Origin of the sequence: Paraburkholderia bryophila, assembly GCF_013409255.1 — a bacterium.
Classification (GTDB): domain Bacteria; phylum Pseudomonadota; class Gammaproteobacteria; order Burkholderiales; family Burkholderiaceae; genus Paraburkholderia.
Genome location: NZ_JACCAS010000001.1, coordinates 497,962 through 515,274 on the forward strand (window position 1 = coordinate 497,962; position 17,313 = coordinate 515,274).

Annotated in this window: 7 protein-coding genes and 4 pseudogenes; 9 read left to right on the forward strand and 2 right to left on the reverse strand. The window is 60.9% G+C overall.

The window, feature by feature from the left end; genetic code table 11:
* Positions 1-248: 248 nt before the first annotated feature.
* From GGD40_RS02190 to GGD40_RS02220, 9 genes and pseudogenes are all read left to right on the forward strand, one after another.
* On the forward strand, positions 249-629 hold the full coding sequence (locus GGD40_RS02190; protein ID WP_179704507.1) for a hypothetical protein: 381 nt from the start codon (positions 249-251) through the stop codon (positions 627-629).
* A gap of 508 nt (positions 630-1,137) precedes the next feature.
* Positions 1,138-1,188, forward strand: a pseudogene (locus tag GGD40_RS37480) (ESPR-type extended signal peptide-containing protein); the annotation flags it as partial.
* A gap of 465 nt (positions 1,189-1,653) precedes the next feature.
* A pseudogene (locus GGD40_RS37310) lies at positions 1,654-8,058 on the forward strand (ESPR-type extended signal peptide-containing protein); the annotation flags it as partial.
* A 252-nt stretch (positions 8,059-8,310) separates the two neighbouring features.
* Positions 8,311-9,201, forward strand: a pseudogene (locus tag GGD40_RS37485) (YadA family autotransporter adhesin); the annotation flags it as partial.
* Positions 9,202-9,234: 33 nt separating this feature from the next.
* A complete protein-coding gene (locus GGD40_RS02200) occupies positions 9,235-9,564 on the forward strand; it encodes a hypothetical protein (RefSeq protein ID WP_179704509.1) in 330 nt (109 codons plus the stop codon).
* 39 nt (positions 9,565-9,603) lie between these two features.
* A complete protein-coding gene (locus GGD40_RS02205) occupies positions 9,604-10,776 on the forward strand; it encodes a DUF2827 domain-containing protein (protein ID WP_179742675.1) in 1,173 nt (390 codons plus the stop codon).
* Positions 10,776-11,930, forward strand: coding sequence for a DUF2827 domain-containing protein (locus GGD40_RS02210; protein ID WP_179742676.1), 1,155 nt, complete (start codon positions 10,776-10,778; stop codon positions 11,928-11,930). Before GGD40_RS02205 ends, GGD40_RS02210 begins: the two co-directional genes overlap by 1 nt.
* Before the next feature lie 12 nt (positions 11,931-11,942).
* Positions 11,943-13,070 (forward strand): DUF2827 domain-containing protein, encoded by a 1,128-nt coding sequence (locus tag GGD40_RS02215; RefSeq protein ID WP_179742677.1) that lies wholly within the window; start codon positions 11,943-11,945, stop codon positions 13,068-13,070.
* A gap of 389 nt (positions 13,071-13,459) precedes the next feature.
* Positions 13,460-14,188: a response regulator transcription factor gene (locus GGD40_RS02220; RefSeq protein WP_373565310.1), complete on the forward strand. Its 729-nt coding sequence runs from the start codon at positions 13,460-13,462 to the stop codon at positions 14,186-14,188.
* A gap of 146 nt (positions 14,189-14,334) precedes the next feature.
* Here GGD40_RS02220 and GGD40_RS02225 read toward each other — a convergent pair.
* Positions 14,335-14,935: pseudogene (locus GGD40_RS02225) on the reverse strand (IS6 family transposase).
* Positions 14,936-15,481: 546 nt separating this feature from the next.
* Positions 15,482-17,200 carry an OmpA family protein gene (locus tag GGD40_RS02230; RefSeq protein ID WP_179742678.1) on the reverse strand — a complete coding sequence of 573 codons (1,719 nt, stop codon included), beginning with the start codon at positions 17,198-17,200 and terminating at the stop codon, positions 15,482-15,484.
* Positions 17,201-17,313: the final 113 nt, after the last annotated feature.

Consider the following 17,313-nt stretch of genomic DNA (forward strand, 5'->3'; position numbering starts at 1 on the left):
AGATCGCTAGTGCGCGCCTGTTGCCGTGTGCGTTTCTTCGCAGTCGGGAATCTCACCTATAAAGGACTTTTGTGCCGATTATGGACGGTTCTTCGATAAGACAAGCGTATCGAACTGAATGGCGAGCGTTGTGAACAATTGAAACTTTGTGATGTCAATGATCGGGGTATGCCCTGTGTTTTCCCTGAAAATCCATCAGTTCACATTTTGTGACGTGCTGATTAACCATAACAACTACTATCGGCTCGATGATGAATAGCGAGCGGCTCAATGGTTGTACGAATGAGCCGCGGAAATCAGGAAATATCGTGGAATCACCGTATTCGGTCGACAGATTTTCAGCCGGCGTTCTACTCGGCGCTCTCGTCGGATGGCTTGCTTCCGCCGGCGTGGATTACCTGAAGCTGCACCTTTCGTTTGGGAAAGGTTTCGATTCGCGACTCGCAATAGAAGTGGTCGTCTCGGCGTGTCTGCTTTTGCCCAGGCCGTTACTGATGAAGACCGTCTTACGCTCGCGACGCAACCTGTTCATGCGGGACGCCGACGTGAATGCGATGCTGAAGGGGCGCGTAATGGGTATCGCCGGCGGGATCTGGCTGGGCGCGACGGTCAACAGTGTGCTCTTTTGAGCGGTCCTGTTAGGTGGTTGGGGATATCAATGCACGGGTGTTGCATCGGCGAGGGGACCCGTTAGGTCTGCGCCTCGGATCGACATTTTTACTTATTTCGCGGCGCGTAGTCGCGAACATTTGTGAACTCTAATGATCTTTCGCGGGGAGTTTGTCGGAAAGGTCAATTCTGCGCGATTGAAACGCTAAACGCGCCAACACTGTCGGGAACCAGGGATTGCGCGACGTTTCACAAATGTTCGCAACCTGGGTTCGGGTGGTCGATATTCTTGAGCCACATCGGCTTTCTCCCGACGCAGGATCGACGCAGGAAGGATGGGGATCGAATTCCGCGCGGCCTTTTTACCCGACTCTTCTCGTGTTTCGCGTGCTCACGTTATTGAGTCGAAGTTAGAAATTTATCAGATACGCCAATTGCGCAATCGACTGCGAATTTACGAACCAACGTTTTCCATCGATATATAAAGCGCCTCGGTGATTGCAGTGCTAATAGTGAGGTTTGTTAATAATGAATAAAACATATCGAAGCATCTGGAACGAGGCGCTGGGTGCATGGGTAGCTACGTCGGAGTTGACGCACGCGCGGGGTAAAGCTTCACGCAGCGTTTGCCGGGAAGAAGGTGGGGAGCCGGTTGGTCAGAGGACTGCCGGCGCGCAAGCAATGCCGCTCATGCGGAGTGTCTCGGGACTGCTGACGGTAACGGGCGTGCTGGCGTTGGGTGCGTTGCCGATTGATGCATGGGCGGGTTCCATTGGGAATTGCAATGGAACCACGGCGACGACGGGTATCACGGGGACTAACACCGGTTGGACAACAGGTTCCTGGAGCGGGTCTGAGGGAAACTGCGGAGGCGTCGCAGGCGACACCGGCGTCATTTTGACGGAGGCCACCAATGCTAACGGCGGCGTAACGGGCAACCTCGCCTACGAGTGGATCGGGGGCACGGGAAACAATGCCGTGGGTTCGATTACGCTGTACGGCCCGACCGGGATAACGCTGAACACCAAGAACAGCGCGCTCATCACGCTGAATTCGGTGACATCGCTTGGCGGAAACAAGATCACGAATCTGGCCGCGGGGACCAATCCGACCGATGCGGTGAATTTCTCCCAATTGACGTCGTTGTCCACGTCGGCCTCGACAGGGATTAGTTCGCTGTCTACCAGTTTGAGTACGACGAACAGCAATGTGACCTCGCTGTCGACTTCGGCGTCGACGGGGATTAGTACGGCGCAGAGTGGGGTGACGTCGCTGTCGACTGGCGTGGCTTCGCTTTCGACGGGCGTGAGTTCATTGTCGACGGGGCTGAGCACGACCAATAGCAATGTGACGTCGCTGTCGACTTCGGCCTCAACGGGTGTCAGTACTGCACAAAGCGGCGTGACTTCACTTTCGACGGGCGTGAGCTCACTGTCGACGGGTCTGAGCACGGTCAATAGCAACGTGGTATCGCTCTCGACGGGCCTGAATTCACTGTCGACCTCGACATCGACGGGCATCAGCACGGCGCAAAGTGGCGTGACCTCGCTGTCGACTGGCGTGAACTCGCTGTCCACAGGTCTGAGCACGACGAACAGCAACGTGACCTCGCTCTCGACCTCGACGTCGACGGGAATTGCGAACTCGGTTCAATACGATGACGCATCGCACGCGAAGGTCACGCTCGGTGGTGCTGGTTCGACCACGCCAGTCACGCTGACCAACGTTGCAGCCGGAGCAAACCCGACCGACGCGGTCAACTTCGGACAATTGACCTCGTTGTCCACGTCGACATCGACAGGCATCAGTACCGCGCAGAGCGGGGTGACCTCGTTATCGACGGGCGTGAGTTCGCTGTCGACGGGTCTGAGCACGACCAACAGCAATGTGGCGTCGCTGTCTGCCTCGACGTCGACGGGGCTGGCCTCGTTGTCCACCTCCGCTTCGACGGGCATTAGCACGGTACAGAGCGGCGTGAGCTCGCTCTCGACCTCGACCTCGACGGGCATCAGCACGGCGCAAAGCGGCGTGAATTCGTTGTCGACAGGCATGAGTTCACTGTCAACGGGTTTGAGCACGGCCAACAGCAACGTGACTTCGCTGTCGATCTCGACCTCGACGGGCATCAGCACGGCACAAAGTGGCGTGACTTCGTTGTCGACCGGCCTCACTTCACTGTCGACTTCAACGTCGACGGGCATCAGCACGGCACAAAGCGGTGTGACTTCGTTGTCGACAGGTGTGGCTTCGCTCTCGACAGGCGTGACGTCGCTGTCCACAGGCCTGAGCACGACGAACAGCAACGTGACCTCGCTGTCGACGTCCACCTCGACCGGCATCGCCTCGCTGTCGACAGGAATTGCAAACGCGGTTCAATACGATGACGCGTCGCATACGAAGGTCACGCTCGGCGGCGCAGGTTCGAGCACGCCAGTCACGCTGACCAACGTTGCGGCCGGAGCAAATCCGACCGATGCGGTCAATTTCGGACAGTTGACCTCGTTGTCGACTTCGACGTCGACGGGCATCAGCACAGCGCAAAGTGGTGTCACCTCACTGTCCACAGGCGTGAGTTCGCTGTCGACCGGCCTGAGCACGACCAACAGCAACGTGACTTCGCTGTCGGCGTCGACGTCGACGGGTATCAGCACGGCACAGAGCGGTGTGGCTTCGTTGTCGACGGGTGTGAGTTCACTGTCGACTTCGACGTCGACGGGCATCAGCACGGCGCAAAGCGGTGTGGCTTCGTTGTCCACAGGCGTGAGTTCGCTGTCGACCGGCCTGAGCACGACGAATAGCAATGTGACCTCGCTTTCGACTTCATCGTCGACGGGCATCAGCACGGCACAGAGCGGCGTGACGTCTTTGTCGACGGGCCTCAATTCGCTTTCCACCTCGACGTCGACGGGTATCAGCACCGCGCAAAGTGGGGTGAGTTCGCTGTCGACCGGTTTGAGCACGACTAACAGCAATGTGGCGTCGCTGTCGACCTCGACGTCGACTGGGTTGACCTCGCTTTCCACGGGCCTGAGCACGACAAATAGCAACGTGACCTTGCTGTCAACGTCGACCTCGACCGGCATCAGCACGGCGCAAAGCGGCGTGACTTCGTTGTCCACAGGCCTGAATACGACGAACAGCAGCGTGACCTCGTTGTCGACTTCCACCTCGACCGGCATCTCTTCGCTGTCGACGGGAATTGCGAACTCGGTTCAGTACGATGACCCGTCGCATACGAAGGTCACGCTCGGCGGCGCAGGTTCGACCACGCCAGTCACGCTGACCAACGTTGCTGCCGGAGCAAACCCGACCGATGCGGTCAATTTCGGACAGTTGACCTCGTTGTCGACCTCGACGTCGACGGGCATCAGTACAGCGCAAAGTGGTGTCAATTCGCTGTCGACGGGTGTGGGCTCACTGTCGACAGGTCTGAGCACGACGAACAGCAGCGTGACGTCGCTCTCGACCTCCAGTTCCACTGGCATCAGCACGGCGCAGAGCGGCGTGACTTCGTTGTCCACCGGTCTGAGCACGACCAACAGCAACGTGAGCTCGCTGTCGACCTCGACGTCGACCGGCATCAGCACGGCACAAAGCGGCGTGACCTCGTTGTCCACCGGCCTGAATACAACGAACAGCAACGTGACCTCGCTGTCGACTTCCACCTCGACGGGCATCGCCTCGCTGTCGACGGGAATTGCGAACTCGGTTCAGTACGATGACCCGTCGCATACGAAGGTCACGCTCGGCGGCGCAGGTTCGACCACGCCGGTCACGCTGACCAACGTTGCTGCCGGAGTAAATCCGACCGATGCGGTCAATTTCGGACAGTTGACCTCGTTGTCGACTTCGACGTCGACGGGCATCAGCACGGCACAGAGCGGCGTGACTTCGTTGTCGACGGGCCTCAATTCGCTTTCCACCTCGACGTCAACGGGTATCAGCACCGCGCAAAGTGGCGTGACCTCGTTGTCCACCGGCCTGAGCACGACCAACAGCAATGTGACGTCGCTGTCGACCTCGACGTCGACCGGCATCAGCACGGCACAAAGTGGCGTCGCCTCACTGTCCACCGGCGTGAGCTCACTGTCCACCGGCGTGAGCTCACTGTCGACAGGTCTGAGCACGACCAACAGCAGCGTGACGTCGCTCTCGACCTCCAGTTCCACTGGCATCAGCACGGCACAGAGCGGCGTGATCTCGCTGTCGACGGGCGTGAGTTCCCTGTCCACCGGCTTGAGCACCACCAACAGCAATGTGACCTCGCTCTCAACTTCGACGTCGACGGGCATCAGCACGGCGCAAAGCGGCGTGACCTCACTGTCCACAGGCCTGAGCACCACGAACAGCAATGTGACGTCGCTGTCGACTTCGGCCTCCACTGGCATCAGCACGGCACAGAGCGGTGTGGCCTCGTTGTCGACGGGTGTGAGTTCGCTGTCGACCGGTCTGAGCACGACCAACAGCAACGCGGCGTCGCTCTCAACTTCGACCTCGACGGGCATCAGCACAGCGCAAAGCGGCGTGACCTCGCTGTCGACGGGTGTGAGTTCCCTGTCGACCGGTTTGAGCACGACCAACAGCAATGTGACGTCGCTGTCGACCTCGACTTCGACGGGCATCAGCACGGCACAGAGCGGTGTGACGTCGTTGTCGACGGGTGTGAGTTCACTGTCGACGGGTCTGAGCACCACCGACAGCAACGTGGCGTCGCTCTCAACTTCGACCTCGACGGGCATCAGCACCGCGCAAAGCGGCGTGACCTCGCTGTCCACCGGCCTGAGCACCACGAACAGCAATGTGACGTCGCTGTCGACTTCGACGTCGACCGGCATCAGCACGGCACAAAGTGGCGTCGCCTCACTGTCCACCGGCGTGAGCTCACTGTCGACAGGTCTGAGCACGACCAACAGCAGCGTGACGTCGCTCTCGACCTCGACCTCGACGGGCATCAGCACGGCGCAGAGTGGCGTGACCTCGCTGTCAACGGGGCTGAATTCACTGTCGACCTCGACGTCGACCGGCATCAGCACGGCGCAAAGTGGCGTCGCCTCACTGTCCACAGGCGTGAGTTCGCTGTCCACCGGCTTGAGCACGACGAATAGCAATGTGACCTCGCTTTCGACTTCATCGTCGACGGGCATCAGCACCGCGCAAAGTGGGGTGAGTTCGCTGTCGACCGGTTTGAGCACGACCAACAGCAACGTGGCGTCGCTCTCAACGTCGACCTCGACGGGCATCAGCACCGCGCAAAGCGGCGTGACCTCGCTGTCGACGGGTGTGAGTTCCCTGTCAACCGGTTTGAGCACGACCAACAGCAACGTGGCGTCGCTGTCGACTTCGACTTCGACCGGCATCAGCACGGCACAAAGTGGCGTCGCCTCACTGTCCACCGGCGTGAGCTCACTGTCGACAGGTCTGAGCACGACCAACAGCAGCGTGACGTCGCTCTCGACCTCGACCTCGACGGGCATCAGCACGGCGCAGAGTGGCGTGACCTCGCTGTCAACGGGGCTGAATTCACTGTCGACCTCGACGTCGACCGGCATCAGCACGGCGCAAAGTGGCGTCGCCTCACTGTCCACAGGCGTGAGTTCGCTGTCCACCGGCTTGAGCACGACGAATAGCAATGTGACCTCGCTTTCGACTTCATCGTCGACGGGCATCAGCACCGCGCAAAGTGGGGTGAGTTCGCTGTCGACCGGTTTGAGCACGACCAACAGCAACGTGGCGTCGCTCTCAACGTCGACCTCGACGGGCATCAGCACCGCGCAAAGCGGCGTGACCTCGCTGTCGACGGGTGTGAGTTCCCTGTCAACCGGTTTGAGCACGACCAACAGCAACGTGGCGTCGCTGTCGACTTCGACTTCGACCGGCATCAGCACGGCACAAAGTGGCGTCGCCTCACTGTCCACCGGCGTGAGCTCACTGTCGACAGGTCTGAGCACGACCAACAGCAACGTGGCGTCGCTCTCAACGTCGACGTCGACCGGCATCAGCACCACACAAAGCGGCGTGATCTCGCTGTCGACGGGCGTGAGTTCCCTGTCCACCGGCTTGAGCACGACCAACAGCAACGTGGCGTCGCTCTCAACGTCGACGTCGACCGGCATCAGCACGGCACAGAGCGGCGTGACTTCGTTGTCGACGGGGCTGAATTCACTGTCGACCTCGACGTCGACCGGCATCAGCACGGCACAAAGCGGTGTCGCCTCACTGTCCACCGGCGTGAGCTCACTGTCAACCGGTTTGAGCACGACCAACAGCAACGTGACGTCGCTGTCGACTTCGGCCTCGACGGGCATCAGCACCGCGCAAAGCGGTGTGACCTCGCTGTCCACAGGTCTGAGCACCACGAACAGCAACGTGACGTCGCTGTCGACTTCGGCCTCCACTGGCATCAGCACGGCACAGAGCGGTGTGACGTCGTTGTCGACGGGTGTGAGTTCGCTGTCGACCGGCTTGAGTACGACCAACAGCAACGTGGCGTCGCTGTCGACCTCGACGTCGACCGGCATCAGCACGGTGCAGAGTGGTGTGACGTCGTTGTCGACGGGCGTGAGTTCACTGTCGACAGGTTTGAGCACGACCAACAGCAACGTGGCGTCGCTGTCGACCTCGACGTCGACTGGCATCAGCACCGCGCAAAGCGGTGTGACCTCGCTGTCGACTGGTGTGAGTTCACTGTCAACGGGTCTGAGCACGACCAACAGCAACGTGACCTCGCTCTCAACCTCGACCTCGACGGGCATCAGCACGGCGCAAAGCGGCGTGACCTCACTGTCCACAGGCCTGAGCACGACCAACAGCAATGTGACGTCGCTCTCAACCTCCACGTCGACGGGCATCAGCACAGCACAGAGCGGTGTGGCCTCACTGTCGACGGGTGTGAGTTCACTGTCCACCGGTTTGAGCACGACCAACAGCAACGTGACCTCGCTCTCAACCTCCGCCTCGACGGGCATCAGCACCGCGCAAAGCGGCGTGACCTCGCTGTCGACGGGCGTGAGTTCACTGTCGACAGGCCTGAGCACAACCAACAGCAACGTAACCTCGCTCTCAACCTCCACCTCGACCGGCATCGCTTCGCTGTCGACAGGAATTGCGAACTCGGTTCAATACGACGACGCGTCGCATACGAAAGTCACGCTCGGCGGCGCAGGTTCGACCACGCCGGTCACGCTGACCAACGTTGCTGCCGGCACGAACCCGACCGACGCGGTCAATTTCGGGCAATTGACCTCGTTGTCTACCTCCACCTCGGCAGGCATCAATTCGCTGTCCACGGGCCTGAGCACCACCAACAGCAGCGTGGTATCGCTGTCGACCTCAACCTCGACGGGCCTCAGCACGGCGCAAAGCGGCATGACGTCGCTGTCCACCGGCCTCAGCACCACCAACAGCAACCTGACCTCGCTGTCCACCTCGACCTCGACGGGCATCGCCACGGTGCAGAGCGGTGTGACGTCACTGTCCACCGGCCTGAGTACCACCAACAGCAACGTCGCATCGCTGTCGACCGGCCTCACCACCGCCGCCAGCGGCGTCAGCGCGCTGTCGACCGGCATCGCCAACGGCACAGTGGGTCTCGTGCAGCAGGTAGGCGGCGCACCGGGTAACGGTGTGCTCACGGTGGGCGCCAATACAGGCGGCACCAGCGTCGACTTCGCCGGGACTGCGGGTGCGCGTCAGCTCTCCGGTGTTGCTGCGGGCACGGCGCCGACGGATGCGGTGAACGTGAGCCAGTTGCAGGCGGTGGCCTCGGTGGCGAGCGACTCGGTGCTGTACGACAACGCCGCACACACGAGCGTGACGCTCGGCGGTGTAGGCGCAGGCTCAGCTGTCGCACTCACCAATGTCGCGGCCGGTGCGATCTCCTCGACCAGCACCGATGCCGTCAACGGCAGCCAGTTGTTCGCGCTCGAAACGCAGGTAAGTGCGCTCACCGGTTACTCGATCGGCAGCGGTTTGCTCGGTAGCCAGACTGCAACGGGGACGCAAACGGCGTCGGGATCGCCGTACGTCGCGGTGAATTCGACCGGCAGCGCCGCGAGCGCGACGGGCACGGAGTCGGTGGCGATCGGCGGCAATTCGACCGCGAGTTCGGGTAACAGCGTCGCGCTGGGCTCAGGCGCGAAATCGACCGCCTCGGGTTCGACCGCGATCGGCTCGAACGCCACGGCGTCCGCACCGAACTCGGTGGCGCTCGGGGCCGGCTCGATCGCCGACCAGCCGAACTCGGTGTCGGTCGGTTCGCCGGGCAACGAGCGGACCATCACGAATGTGGCACCGGGCGTGAATCCGACCGACGCGGTCAACATGCAGCAGTTGAACTCGGTTCAGCAAGGTGTGAACGCCGTGGCACGCCAGGCGTATTCCGGCATCGCAGGTGCAACCGCCTTGACGATGATTCCGGATGTCGATCCCGGCAAGACGCTGGCAGTCGGGATTGGCTCAGGCAACTACATGGGCTACTCGGCGGTGGCGATCGGATTCTCGGCACGCATTACCGACAATCTGAAGGTCAAGGGCGGTGTCAGTACCAGCGCCTCGGGTACGGTCTACGGCGCCGGTATCGGCTATCAGTGGTAACGCGAAATGCACCCGTGCGATGAAGGAGCGGCCATGAGTGTGCTGGATTACACCGATCGTTTTGTCACCAACTTACTGGTGGGGGCACTCGTGACGTGCTGGACGATGTCGGCGGTCAACTACTTCGACTGGTTCGACAATGGCGTCGCCGGCATCGAGCCTGAAGTCGTGCAGGTGTGTCTGGTCGCGGTGCTGGTGACGACGATTCTGTTCGTCTTGCCGTGGCTGTGGCATGCGCTGGCGCGCTCCCGGTGCACGCCTTTGGGCGTGACACAAGGGCGTGCCGGGGCGTGTCCGGGTCGGGTGACGGGCATGGCGTTCGGCCTGTTCGCCGCCGTGTCGATCCTCGCGCAGATGAGGTAGGCAGGGTGCTTTTGCAGCAAATAGCCTAGAGGTTGAATCGTGCGAATCGGAATTTCCGTCGTGACCCATGCCGGCCAGAATATCTGGCAGAACGGCCTCGGTCAGAACGTCATCTTTCTTGCTGAGTTGTTTCAGCGCCTGCCGTTCGTGCACTCGGTGGTGCTGATCGACGTCGGCGATCAGGGCGTCATGCCGGCCCAGGTCGATCTGCCCGCGCGCAACCTGCGCTTGATGAGGACGCACGAGGCGACCGACCAGATCGACGTGATCGTCGAAATGGGGGGCGCGCTCGATATCGAATGGCTCGACCTGATGCGCGCGCGCGGCAAGAAAGTCGCGTTCTACTGCTGCGGCCAGCCCTATGTGGGTCTCGCCGAGCCGGCCGTGTTCTCGAAACCGGCGCATGCATCCCGGCCCGATCGTTGCGACGAAGTCTGGTATTTGCCGAAAGACGCTGCGTTCGCGCCGATGATGCGCATGGTGCACCGCTGCGAGGTACATGAAGCGCCGTTCGTCTGGCATCCGCAGTTTATCCAGCAACGCATGCAGGAGGTCGAGGCGCTCGGCATGCGCTACGGCTACGAGGCGCGCGACACACGCGACCCAGCGAACGACATGACGACCGCCGGCGCGCGCCGCGGCCTGCGCGTGGCGATTTTCGAGCCGAACATTTCGGTCGTGAAGACCTCACTCATTCCGATGCTCGTCTGCGACGAGGCTTACCGTGCCGATCCCGGCACGGTGGAGGCCATGCACGTGCTGAACACCTTGCACCTGAAAGACCATCCCACCATGCTCTATCTGGCCAACTCGCTGGATCTCGTGCGTGAGCATAAAGCCACGTTTCATGGTCGGCACGACATTGTCGGCTTCATGGTGCAGCATGCCGATGCCATCGTGTCGCATCAATGGCAAAACGATCAGAACTATAGCTACCTCGATGCGCTGTACGGCAACTATCCACTGGTTCATAACTCGCCCTGGCTCAGGGAAGCGGGCTACTACTATCACGGCTTCGATGCGCGTGATGGCGCCGCGCAATTGCAGCGCGCGGCGGTTGGCCATGCGAACGGTCTCGACGATTACCGGGCCCGTTCACAACGTCTGTTCGCTGAGGTCGATCCGTTCAGCCAGCACAATCTCGACGCCTACGCGGGCCGGCTTCTGCATCTGTGCCGCGACGCGAAATTTGCCCATCGTGCGAGCCACTAATGAACGTTAAACCAAGCCCGCAATCCCAGCCCCGCAAACTGCGCGTGGGGGTGTCGATCTTCGTGCGCAAGGGCGAGCAATCGGTATGGGAAAACGGCATTTACCAGAACTGTATTTTTCTGGTGATGCTGCTGATGCGTTCGCCGCTGGTCGAAGCGACGTATCTGGTGGCGGGCGGCGGCGATGGCCGGCCCGAGGATGCGCGAAATTTTCTGGCGGATTCGCCGGTGCCGTTGATCGATATGGACGCGGCGGCAAACACGCTCGATGTGATGATAGAGATGAGCGCGCAGTTGGCGCGCGAGTGGGTGGTGGCGTTTCGCGAGCGCGGCGGCAAGATCGTGTCGATGCGGGTAGGCAACGATTATGTGATCGATATCGAGCGCATGATTTTCGATCAGCCGCATGGATTACTGGTCACTTCAGCGCCGTATCACGAGGTCTGGACGCTGCCCGAGTACGAAAACACCTGTGTGCCGTACTACGCCAGCACCGCCCGCTGCCCTGTGCGCATGATGCCGCATCTATGGAGTCCGGTGGTGCTGGAGCGCGAAGTGGCGCATCTGCCGGATGGGCTCAGCTTCGGCTACCGGCCGTGCCGCCGCCGTTGGCGGGCCGGCATCTTCGAGCCCAACATCTGCATGGTGAAGACGAGCTTTATTCCGCTGCTGACTTGCGAAGCGGCGCATCGCGCCGATCCGGACATGCTGGAGCATGTCTGGGCGTACAACACCTTCCATATGAAAGAGCACGTAAGTTTTAACGGCTTCGCTCGCAGTCTGGATATCGTCAAGCACGGTCTGAGTTCGTTCGAAGGGCGCTTTCCGCTTTGTCGCGTGGTGGCGGAGCAGGTCGATGTGGTCGTGAGCCATCATTGGGAAAACGCGCAGAACTATGTCTACTACGAGGCGCTGTACGGCGGCTACCCGCTGGTCCACAACTCGCACCTGATCGGCGAGTGTGGATATCGCTATCACGACTTCGATTGCGAGGAGGGCGGCAGGGCATTGCAGCGCGCGTACGCCGAACATGACACGCATCTCGACGCTTACCGGCGCACGGCCAATGACTTCCTGCACGGACTCCATCCCGAGAACGAGGACAACGTACGGATATACAGCGATGCGCTTGCAGCACTCTATGACCGGGACTAGGTGGGGGGCGATATGAACGGGCTACGCATCGGCATTACCATCGGATTGCATCGTGCGGATGAAACGTTGTGGAACAACGGCATCAAACAGAACGCCGTGTTCCTCGCGGAGGCGCTGCGGCATTGTCCGCAGGTGGCCAGCGCCGCGTTGGTCAATACGACGGCGGTACCGGTTACATCGGCGTTGCCTTGGGATCTCTCCCGCTATCCCACGATGAGCTTCGACACGGCGAAAGACGCCGTGGATGTGCTGATCGAACTCGGCGGCCAGATCGACGGCGCGCAGACCGATTACCTGAAACAGCGCGGCGTGCGGCTCGTGTCCTATTGCTGCGGGTTCGAGTACGTCCACGCGATGGAGTCCGTGCTGTTTCGCCGACCGCTATGGGGCGAGCATCTGTTCGTCAACCAGCGCTACGACGACCTCTGGGTCATCCCGCAGGTCGCCAACATCAGCCAGTCCTACTTCGAGGTTTTGCGGCGTCAGACCGCTCGCGTCGTCCCGTTCGTGTGGAGCCCGATGTTTTTCGACGAGCGCGTCGCAGCACTTCCGCACGCCGGCGAATACCAGCCTCGGCCCGGCGCGAAGCGGCTAACCGTGATGGAGCCGAACCTCAATATCGTGAAGTTCTGTCTGTACCCGGCGCTGATCGCGGAATTGGCCTACCGCGAGCGGCCGGGGAGCATCGCCATGCTGCAAGTGACCAATGCGGACACGATCGCGAGAGAAAGTCTTGAGTTCATCACATTGATGAACCAGCTGGATATCGTGAAGGAGCACAAGGCCGTGTTTCTCGGCCGTCGCGACACCCCGACATTCCTGGCCGAACAGACCGATATCGTCATTTCTCACCAGCTTGAAAATCCACTCAACTACTTCTATCTGGAAGTGAGCTGGCAGGGTTTTCCATTGGTCCACAACGCACCGCTTTGCAGCGATCTCGGCTACTACTATCGCGGCAACCACGCTGAAGACGGCGCGCGCCGCGTCATCGAAATCATCGACACACACGATGCGCGGGCTTCCACATATCGAGAGCGGCAGCGTGCGCTGATCGACCGGTACTTGCCGGATAACGAACACCTGGTGGGGACGTACGCGGCGCTACTCGACGAACTGATGGCCCGGCCCATTCGCTGAAAGAGCGCGGCTGGCCGGTCCGATCAAACCGCATTTCGATGCAGCCCTTTTATAGCGCGACGGGCGTGACGTGCCGGGTTCGTGCTACGGGACGGACGCCCCCCACCCAACCAAGCGGCAGCCCCCCAACCGGGGGGCTGCTTTGCCGCGCGACAGCGTTTATCGTTATTTCACAAAAGTTCACTAGAACCATGCGGGCCGGATACACCGAGCGCGCAAACCCGATCACTGCCGAATCCGAGCCTTGCAAGTAGCGTTCTCGCTTGCCTGGCTCGGCTATTCGCAGGGTCTAAATCTCCATCGTGCATTTCTTGCGCTCAGTCTGTCGGGCGTTGGATTCGCCGGTATGCAAGCTAGAAAGAAGAAGGTGAGACGTGAATATTCTCTTGGTGGAAGACGATCCGGCGCAGGCTGACGCAGTCGAACGGGTCATGCAGCAATCGGGGCACATCATCAACAAGATCGATCGTGGCGAGAGTGCAATACGCTTTCTCAAAGCGAACGAGGTCGATCTCGTGGTGCTTGACTGGCAGTTACCGGGAATGACCGGGTTCGACGTGCTGCAATGGATTCGCCGCAACCTGGGTCCCGATCCCGCCGTGCTGTTCGTTACGAGCAGAATGCTGGAGGTCGACATCGTGCAGGCGCTGGAGGCCGGCGCGGACGACTATGTCGTCAAGCCGTTCAGGACGATTGAACTGGTGGCCCGAATCGGCGCACTGCTGCGTCGCATCTCGCGTACCGAGAAGATCGACAACACCGTGACGGTGGGTCCCTATGTTCTCGATACCGAACGGCGAAGCCTCTCGCTTCACGGTAAAACGGTCGCGCTCACGGCCAAGGAATTCGATGTGGCTGCGTACCTCTTCACCAACGTCGGGCGCGTGGTGTCCAAACATCTTTTGACGAAGCTTGCGTGGGGGCGTGAACTGGACAGTGCTTCGCGCACGGTCGATACACATATCTACCGGCTGCGGCGAAAGCTCTGCCTGCGTCCGGAGAATGGCGTGCTCCTCAGTACGGTCTATACCCACGGATGGAGGTTGAACGAGGTGGCCGCGACTAACGCGCAAGGCGATTTGCCGAGCTATCCGGCGTCGGAAGATCGCATCGTGTAGCGTGCCCGGCTGATATCGACGGTATGGCGTGATAGGGCGTCACTCAATGGTGGCTCCTCCCGCGCAATGCCGTGCCCAAGAGCGGTCTGTACCGCTCTGTCACGTTACCGACTGCATGACGAGATATCGTCAATGACAGTCGTGCCTCAGAACACGGTGGACGGAGCTTGGGCAATGCCGGTGAAAGATGCCAGGCTTCAAATCGCGCGGCGAGCTGTCTGCGATACAGCGAGGCGCACAGCAGATGCCGCTTGAGCGCGAAGTGTTGCCGGATCGGACCGAAGCACGAGAGAAAGGCCTGCGTGCGCTCAGGCAGATGGAAACCTCGCATCCGGCGCTCGCGTTCACGCGTGGGCTGGTGTCTGTTTTCAGCGCGGTTGTTCACACGCGCGCAGGCCTTGACGAACACGTGCTTCACGTTTGCGAGTTCCGGGAGAGTTCAATGCCGTGCTCATCGATGGCACGCCATAGCAGCCAGGGCTCGCCGCGCAGCGTAACGAACATCTCGTCGAGGTGCCACGTCGATCCCGGCGTGCGGCGAGCCCCCTTGATGCGATGCGCGAAGCGGGCGCCGAATTTGTCCGTCCACCGACGGATCGATTCATGGCTGACGGTCACGCCTCGCTCGAACAGCAGCTTCTCTATATCGCGAAGGCTGAGTTGGAAGCGAAAATACCATCGAACAGCGTGGCTGATGATCGACGCTGGGAACCGATGGCCATGGTAAAGCGATCTCGTCTTCTTCATGACGTCATCTTGGCGGACCGCGACGCGAACGTGACAATGCCGCTGTTGCTGCTCCGACAGCGCTTCCGTCCAGCCGGCGAGGAGTGTCGTTTTGCCGAAACCCGCGGGCGCGGTCACGACGGTTACGCTGCGGGTCCGTTGCTGTCCGCTGAGCCGATCGAGCAGTGCGAGCCGTGGCACGCAGTTCTGTGGAAGGCGAGGGGGAACCATTTTGGTCTGGATCAGCGACACGCTCCATGTGCGCCCAAAATTGTCTGTTGATGCTTCCATGCTTGTCTCCACCCGCCCCTCGAACGAACGTCCACACGTTATCCGGTGTGAACGGTATGAGTTACTCACTATCTTAATCGCTGGAATTCGCAACCGGCTGCCGGGAACCGCGCCGCATGGCACAGATTGTTGCGCGTGCAACTACGTCGAGGATGCCGCGCCCGGCCAACCGCGTTGTTCTCATCGCGCCCGGCCTCACAGCCCACGCTTGCTGCGGCCAGCGGTCCGGTCGACACCACGCAGTTCAGCGTTGGCCGGATCGATTCGACCGGCCCATTACTGCGGTTGCGCCAGAACAAACGCGATACGGCGATTTGCAAAGCGCCCACTCGCCGTCGCGTTGCTCGCGATGGGGCTGGCCGCGCCAAAGCCTCTAGCCGTCAACAAATCCGCCTTCACGCCCGTCTCGATCATGAAGTCACGCACCGAGTCGGCCCGCTTTTGGGAAAGCGCCAGATTGGCCTGCCCGTCGCCGGCGTTGTCGGAAAACGCCTCGATATTCAACGGCACGGGATGGCCGCCGTCTGAACAGGCTTTGAGAAGTTGTGCCGTTTCGGCAAGGTTTTCCCGGGCGGAGGAGGGAATGTGTCCACTGGACTCCGCGAAATCCACGACCTGCAAATTCAGAACCTTGACGACATCCGCGCTAGCGCATCCACCGCCCGCATCGAGCATTTTCGCCATCGCGCTCAGGAATGACACGGTAGCTTGATCGACGGCCTGGTCGGGTTTGAACTGACCGATCACCCACGACTGACCGAATACGGTCTGCAGACGTTGTTGCCAGCCGAGCGCCAGTTTCGCCGCCGCGCCGCTTAGCTCGATGTGCGTTCCGTCTATCGCGACCTCCGCGTGAGGTACTGCCATCAAGCGCAAGAGTTCGTCGATATGCGACATCCAGTCGGCTTGTCGTGAACTCAAATCGACCTTCAGCTCAGCAGCGAAGCGTCCCGCGCCGAATTTTCGAGTCAATGCCTCGGCGAGTACGCTCCGCTCGGCGTCGCTGCTGAGGATTGCGGTCAAGGTAGGTAAGCCGGCCTGGTTCACTCTGAAGGCGAGTTGGCCGTTCCGGATGGGCATGTTCGACACGGGATCCGACGCCGACTGCGCGGCCGAGGCCGCGGTTGGCGTCGAGGCCGGCGTTGTCGCGCCTGCTGGCGTGGCCGCCGAAGCGGCGGAAGGAACCTGCGGCGAGGATGCGCCGATGGGCGGTTGGACGGGAACCGCAAGCGCGGCGGATGCGATCGCGGGCATAGCGGGCGTAGCGGGCCTAACGGACCCCTCGCTCGAATCATGCAACGACGTTATCCGTTCTACACCCAGCGGCTTCGCGTGAAAATAACCGTACGTGAAAAGCCCGAGCAGCACGGCTGACAGCGCCGCGAACAGTAACCAGACGAACCTGCGCGAAGACCGCGTACCCGCGGCAGGCGTAGCGGTTTCGTGCAAGGGGGAGGGGACTGCACGCTGGACGACATCGTCATGGGTCAAAACCGTCGAGACAGCCGGCAATTGAGCGCCGAGGAGTGCCGGTAGTTCACTCGACGTGCCTTGTTCGAGCAGCACGTGATGCTTCAACACCCCAAACAACACGGCGCCGACCAGGGCGGTCATGACATGCGCCGCCTGCGGGGGAATGCCGGTTTGATTCGCTATCGGGTCGCTGGCTACCGCAATACGTCGGCCAGTACCGCGCGCAATAAGTGACTCGCCCGCGACTTCAAGGTCTTTAATACCCGACATGGTGCTGCACAGCTGCGCAAGCTGCTCGCCGATACGAGCATTCGAGTCGGGTGACATAACAGCGGAAAATAGCCCCGTCACACCGCTGGGTGTGACTGCGCTAGCCATCAGAGATGCGGTCAGCGCAGGGCCGGCATGCTCGACGACCTTCATGAGCAATTCCGCCGGCAGACCAATTTTCTCCGAAAGACCGGGCCAGAGTGACGCCGAAAAAGCGGCGTTCACTGATTGGGAAAGATCAATGCTCTTCATCCTTGGCCTCTTCTCATTGCAGTGCTTCGAACGTGCCGTCGGCAATTCAATTGTCGAAAGGTTGGGCGAAAGCGGCGAACGACGTGGTGAGGAGGGACGCGATCACATGGTTC

Coding starts and splice junctions, on each gene's coding strand:
- GGD40_RS02215 (WP_179742677.1), top strand. CDS start 11,943: ATGAACGGGCTACGCATCGGCATTACCATCGGATTGCATCGTGCGGAT.
- GGD40_RS02210 (WP_179742676.1), top strand. CDS start 10,776: ATGAACGTTAAACCAAGCCCGCAATCCCAGCCCCGCAAACTGCGCGTG.
- GGD40_RS02230 (WP_179742678.1), bottom strand. CDS start 17,200: ATGAAGAGCATTGATCTTTCCCAATCAGTGAACGCCGCTTTTTCGGCG.
- GGD40_RS02190 (WP_179704507.1), top strand. CDS start 249: ATGATGAATAGCGAGCGGCTCAATGGTTGTACGAATGAGCCGCGGAAA.
- GGD40_RS02200 (WP_179704509.1), top strand. CDS start 9,235: ATGAGTGTGCTGGATTACACCGATCGTTTTGTCACCAACTTACTGGTG.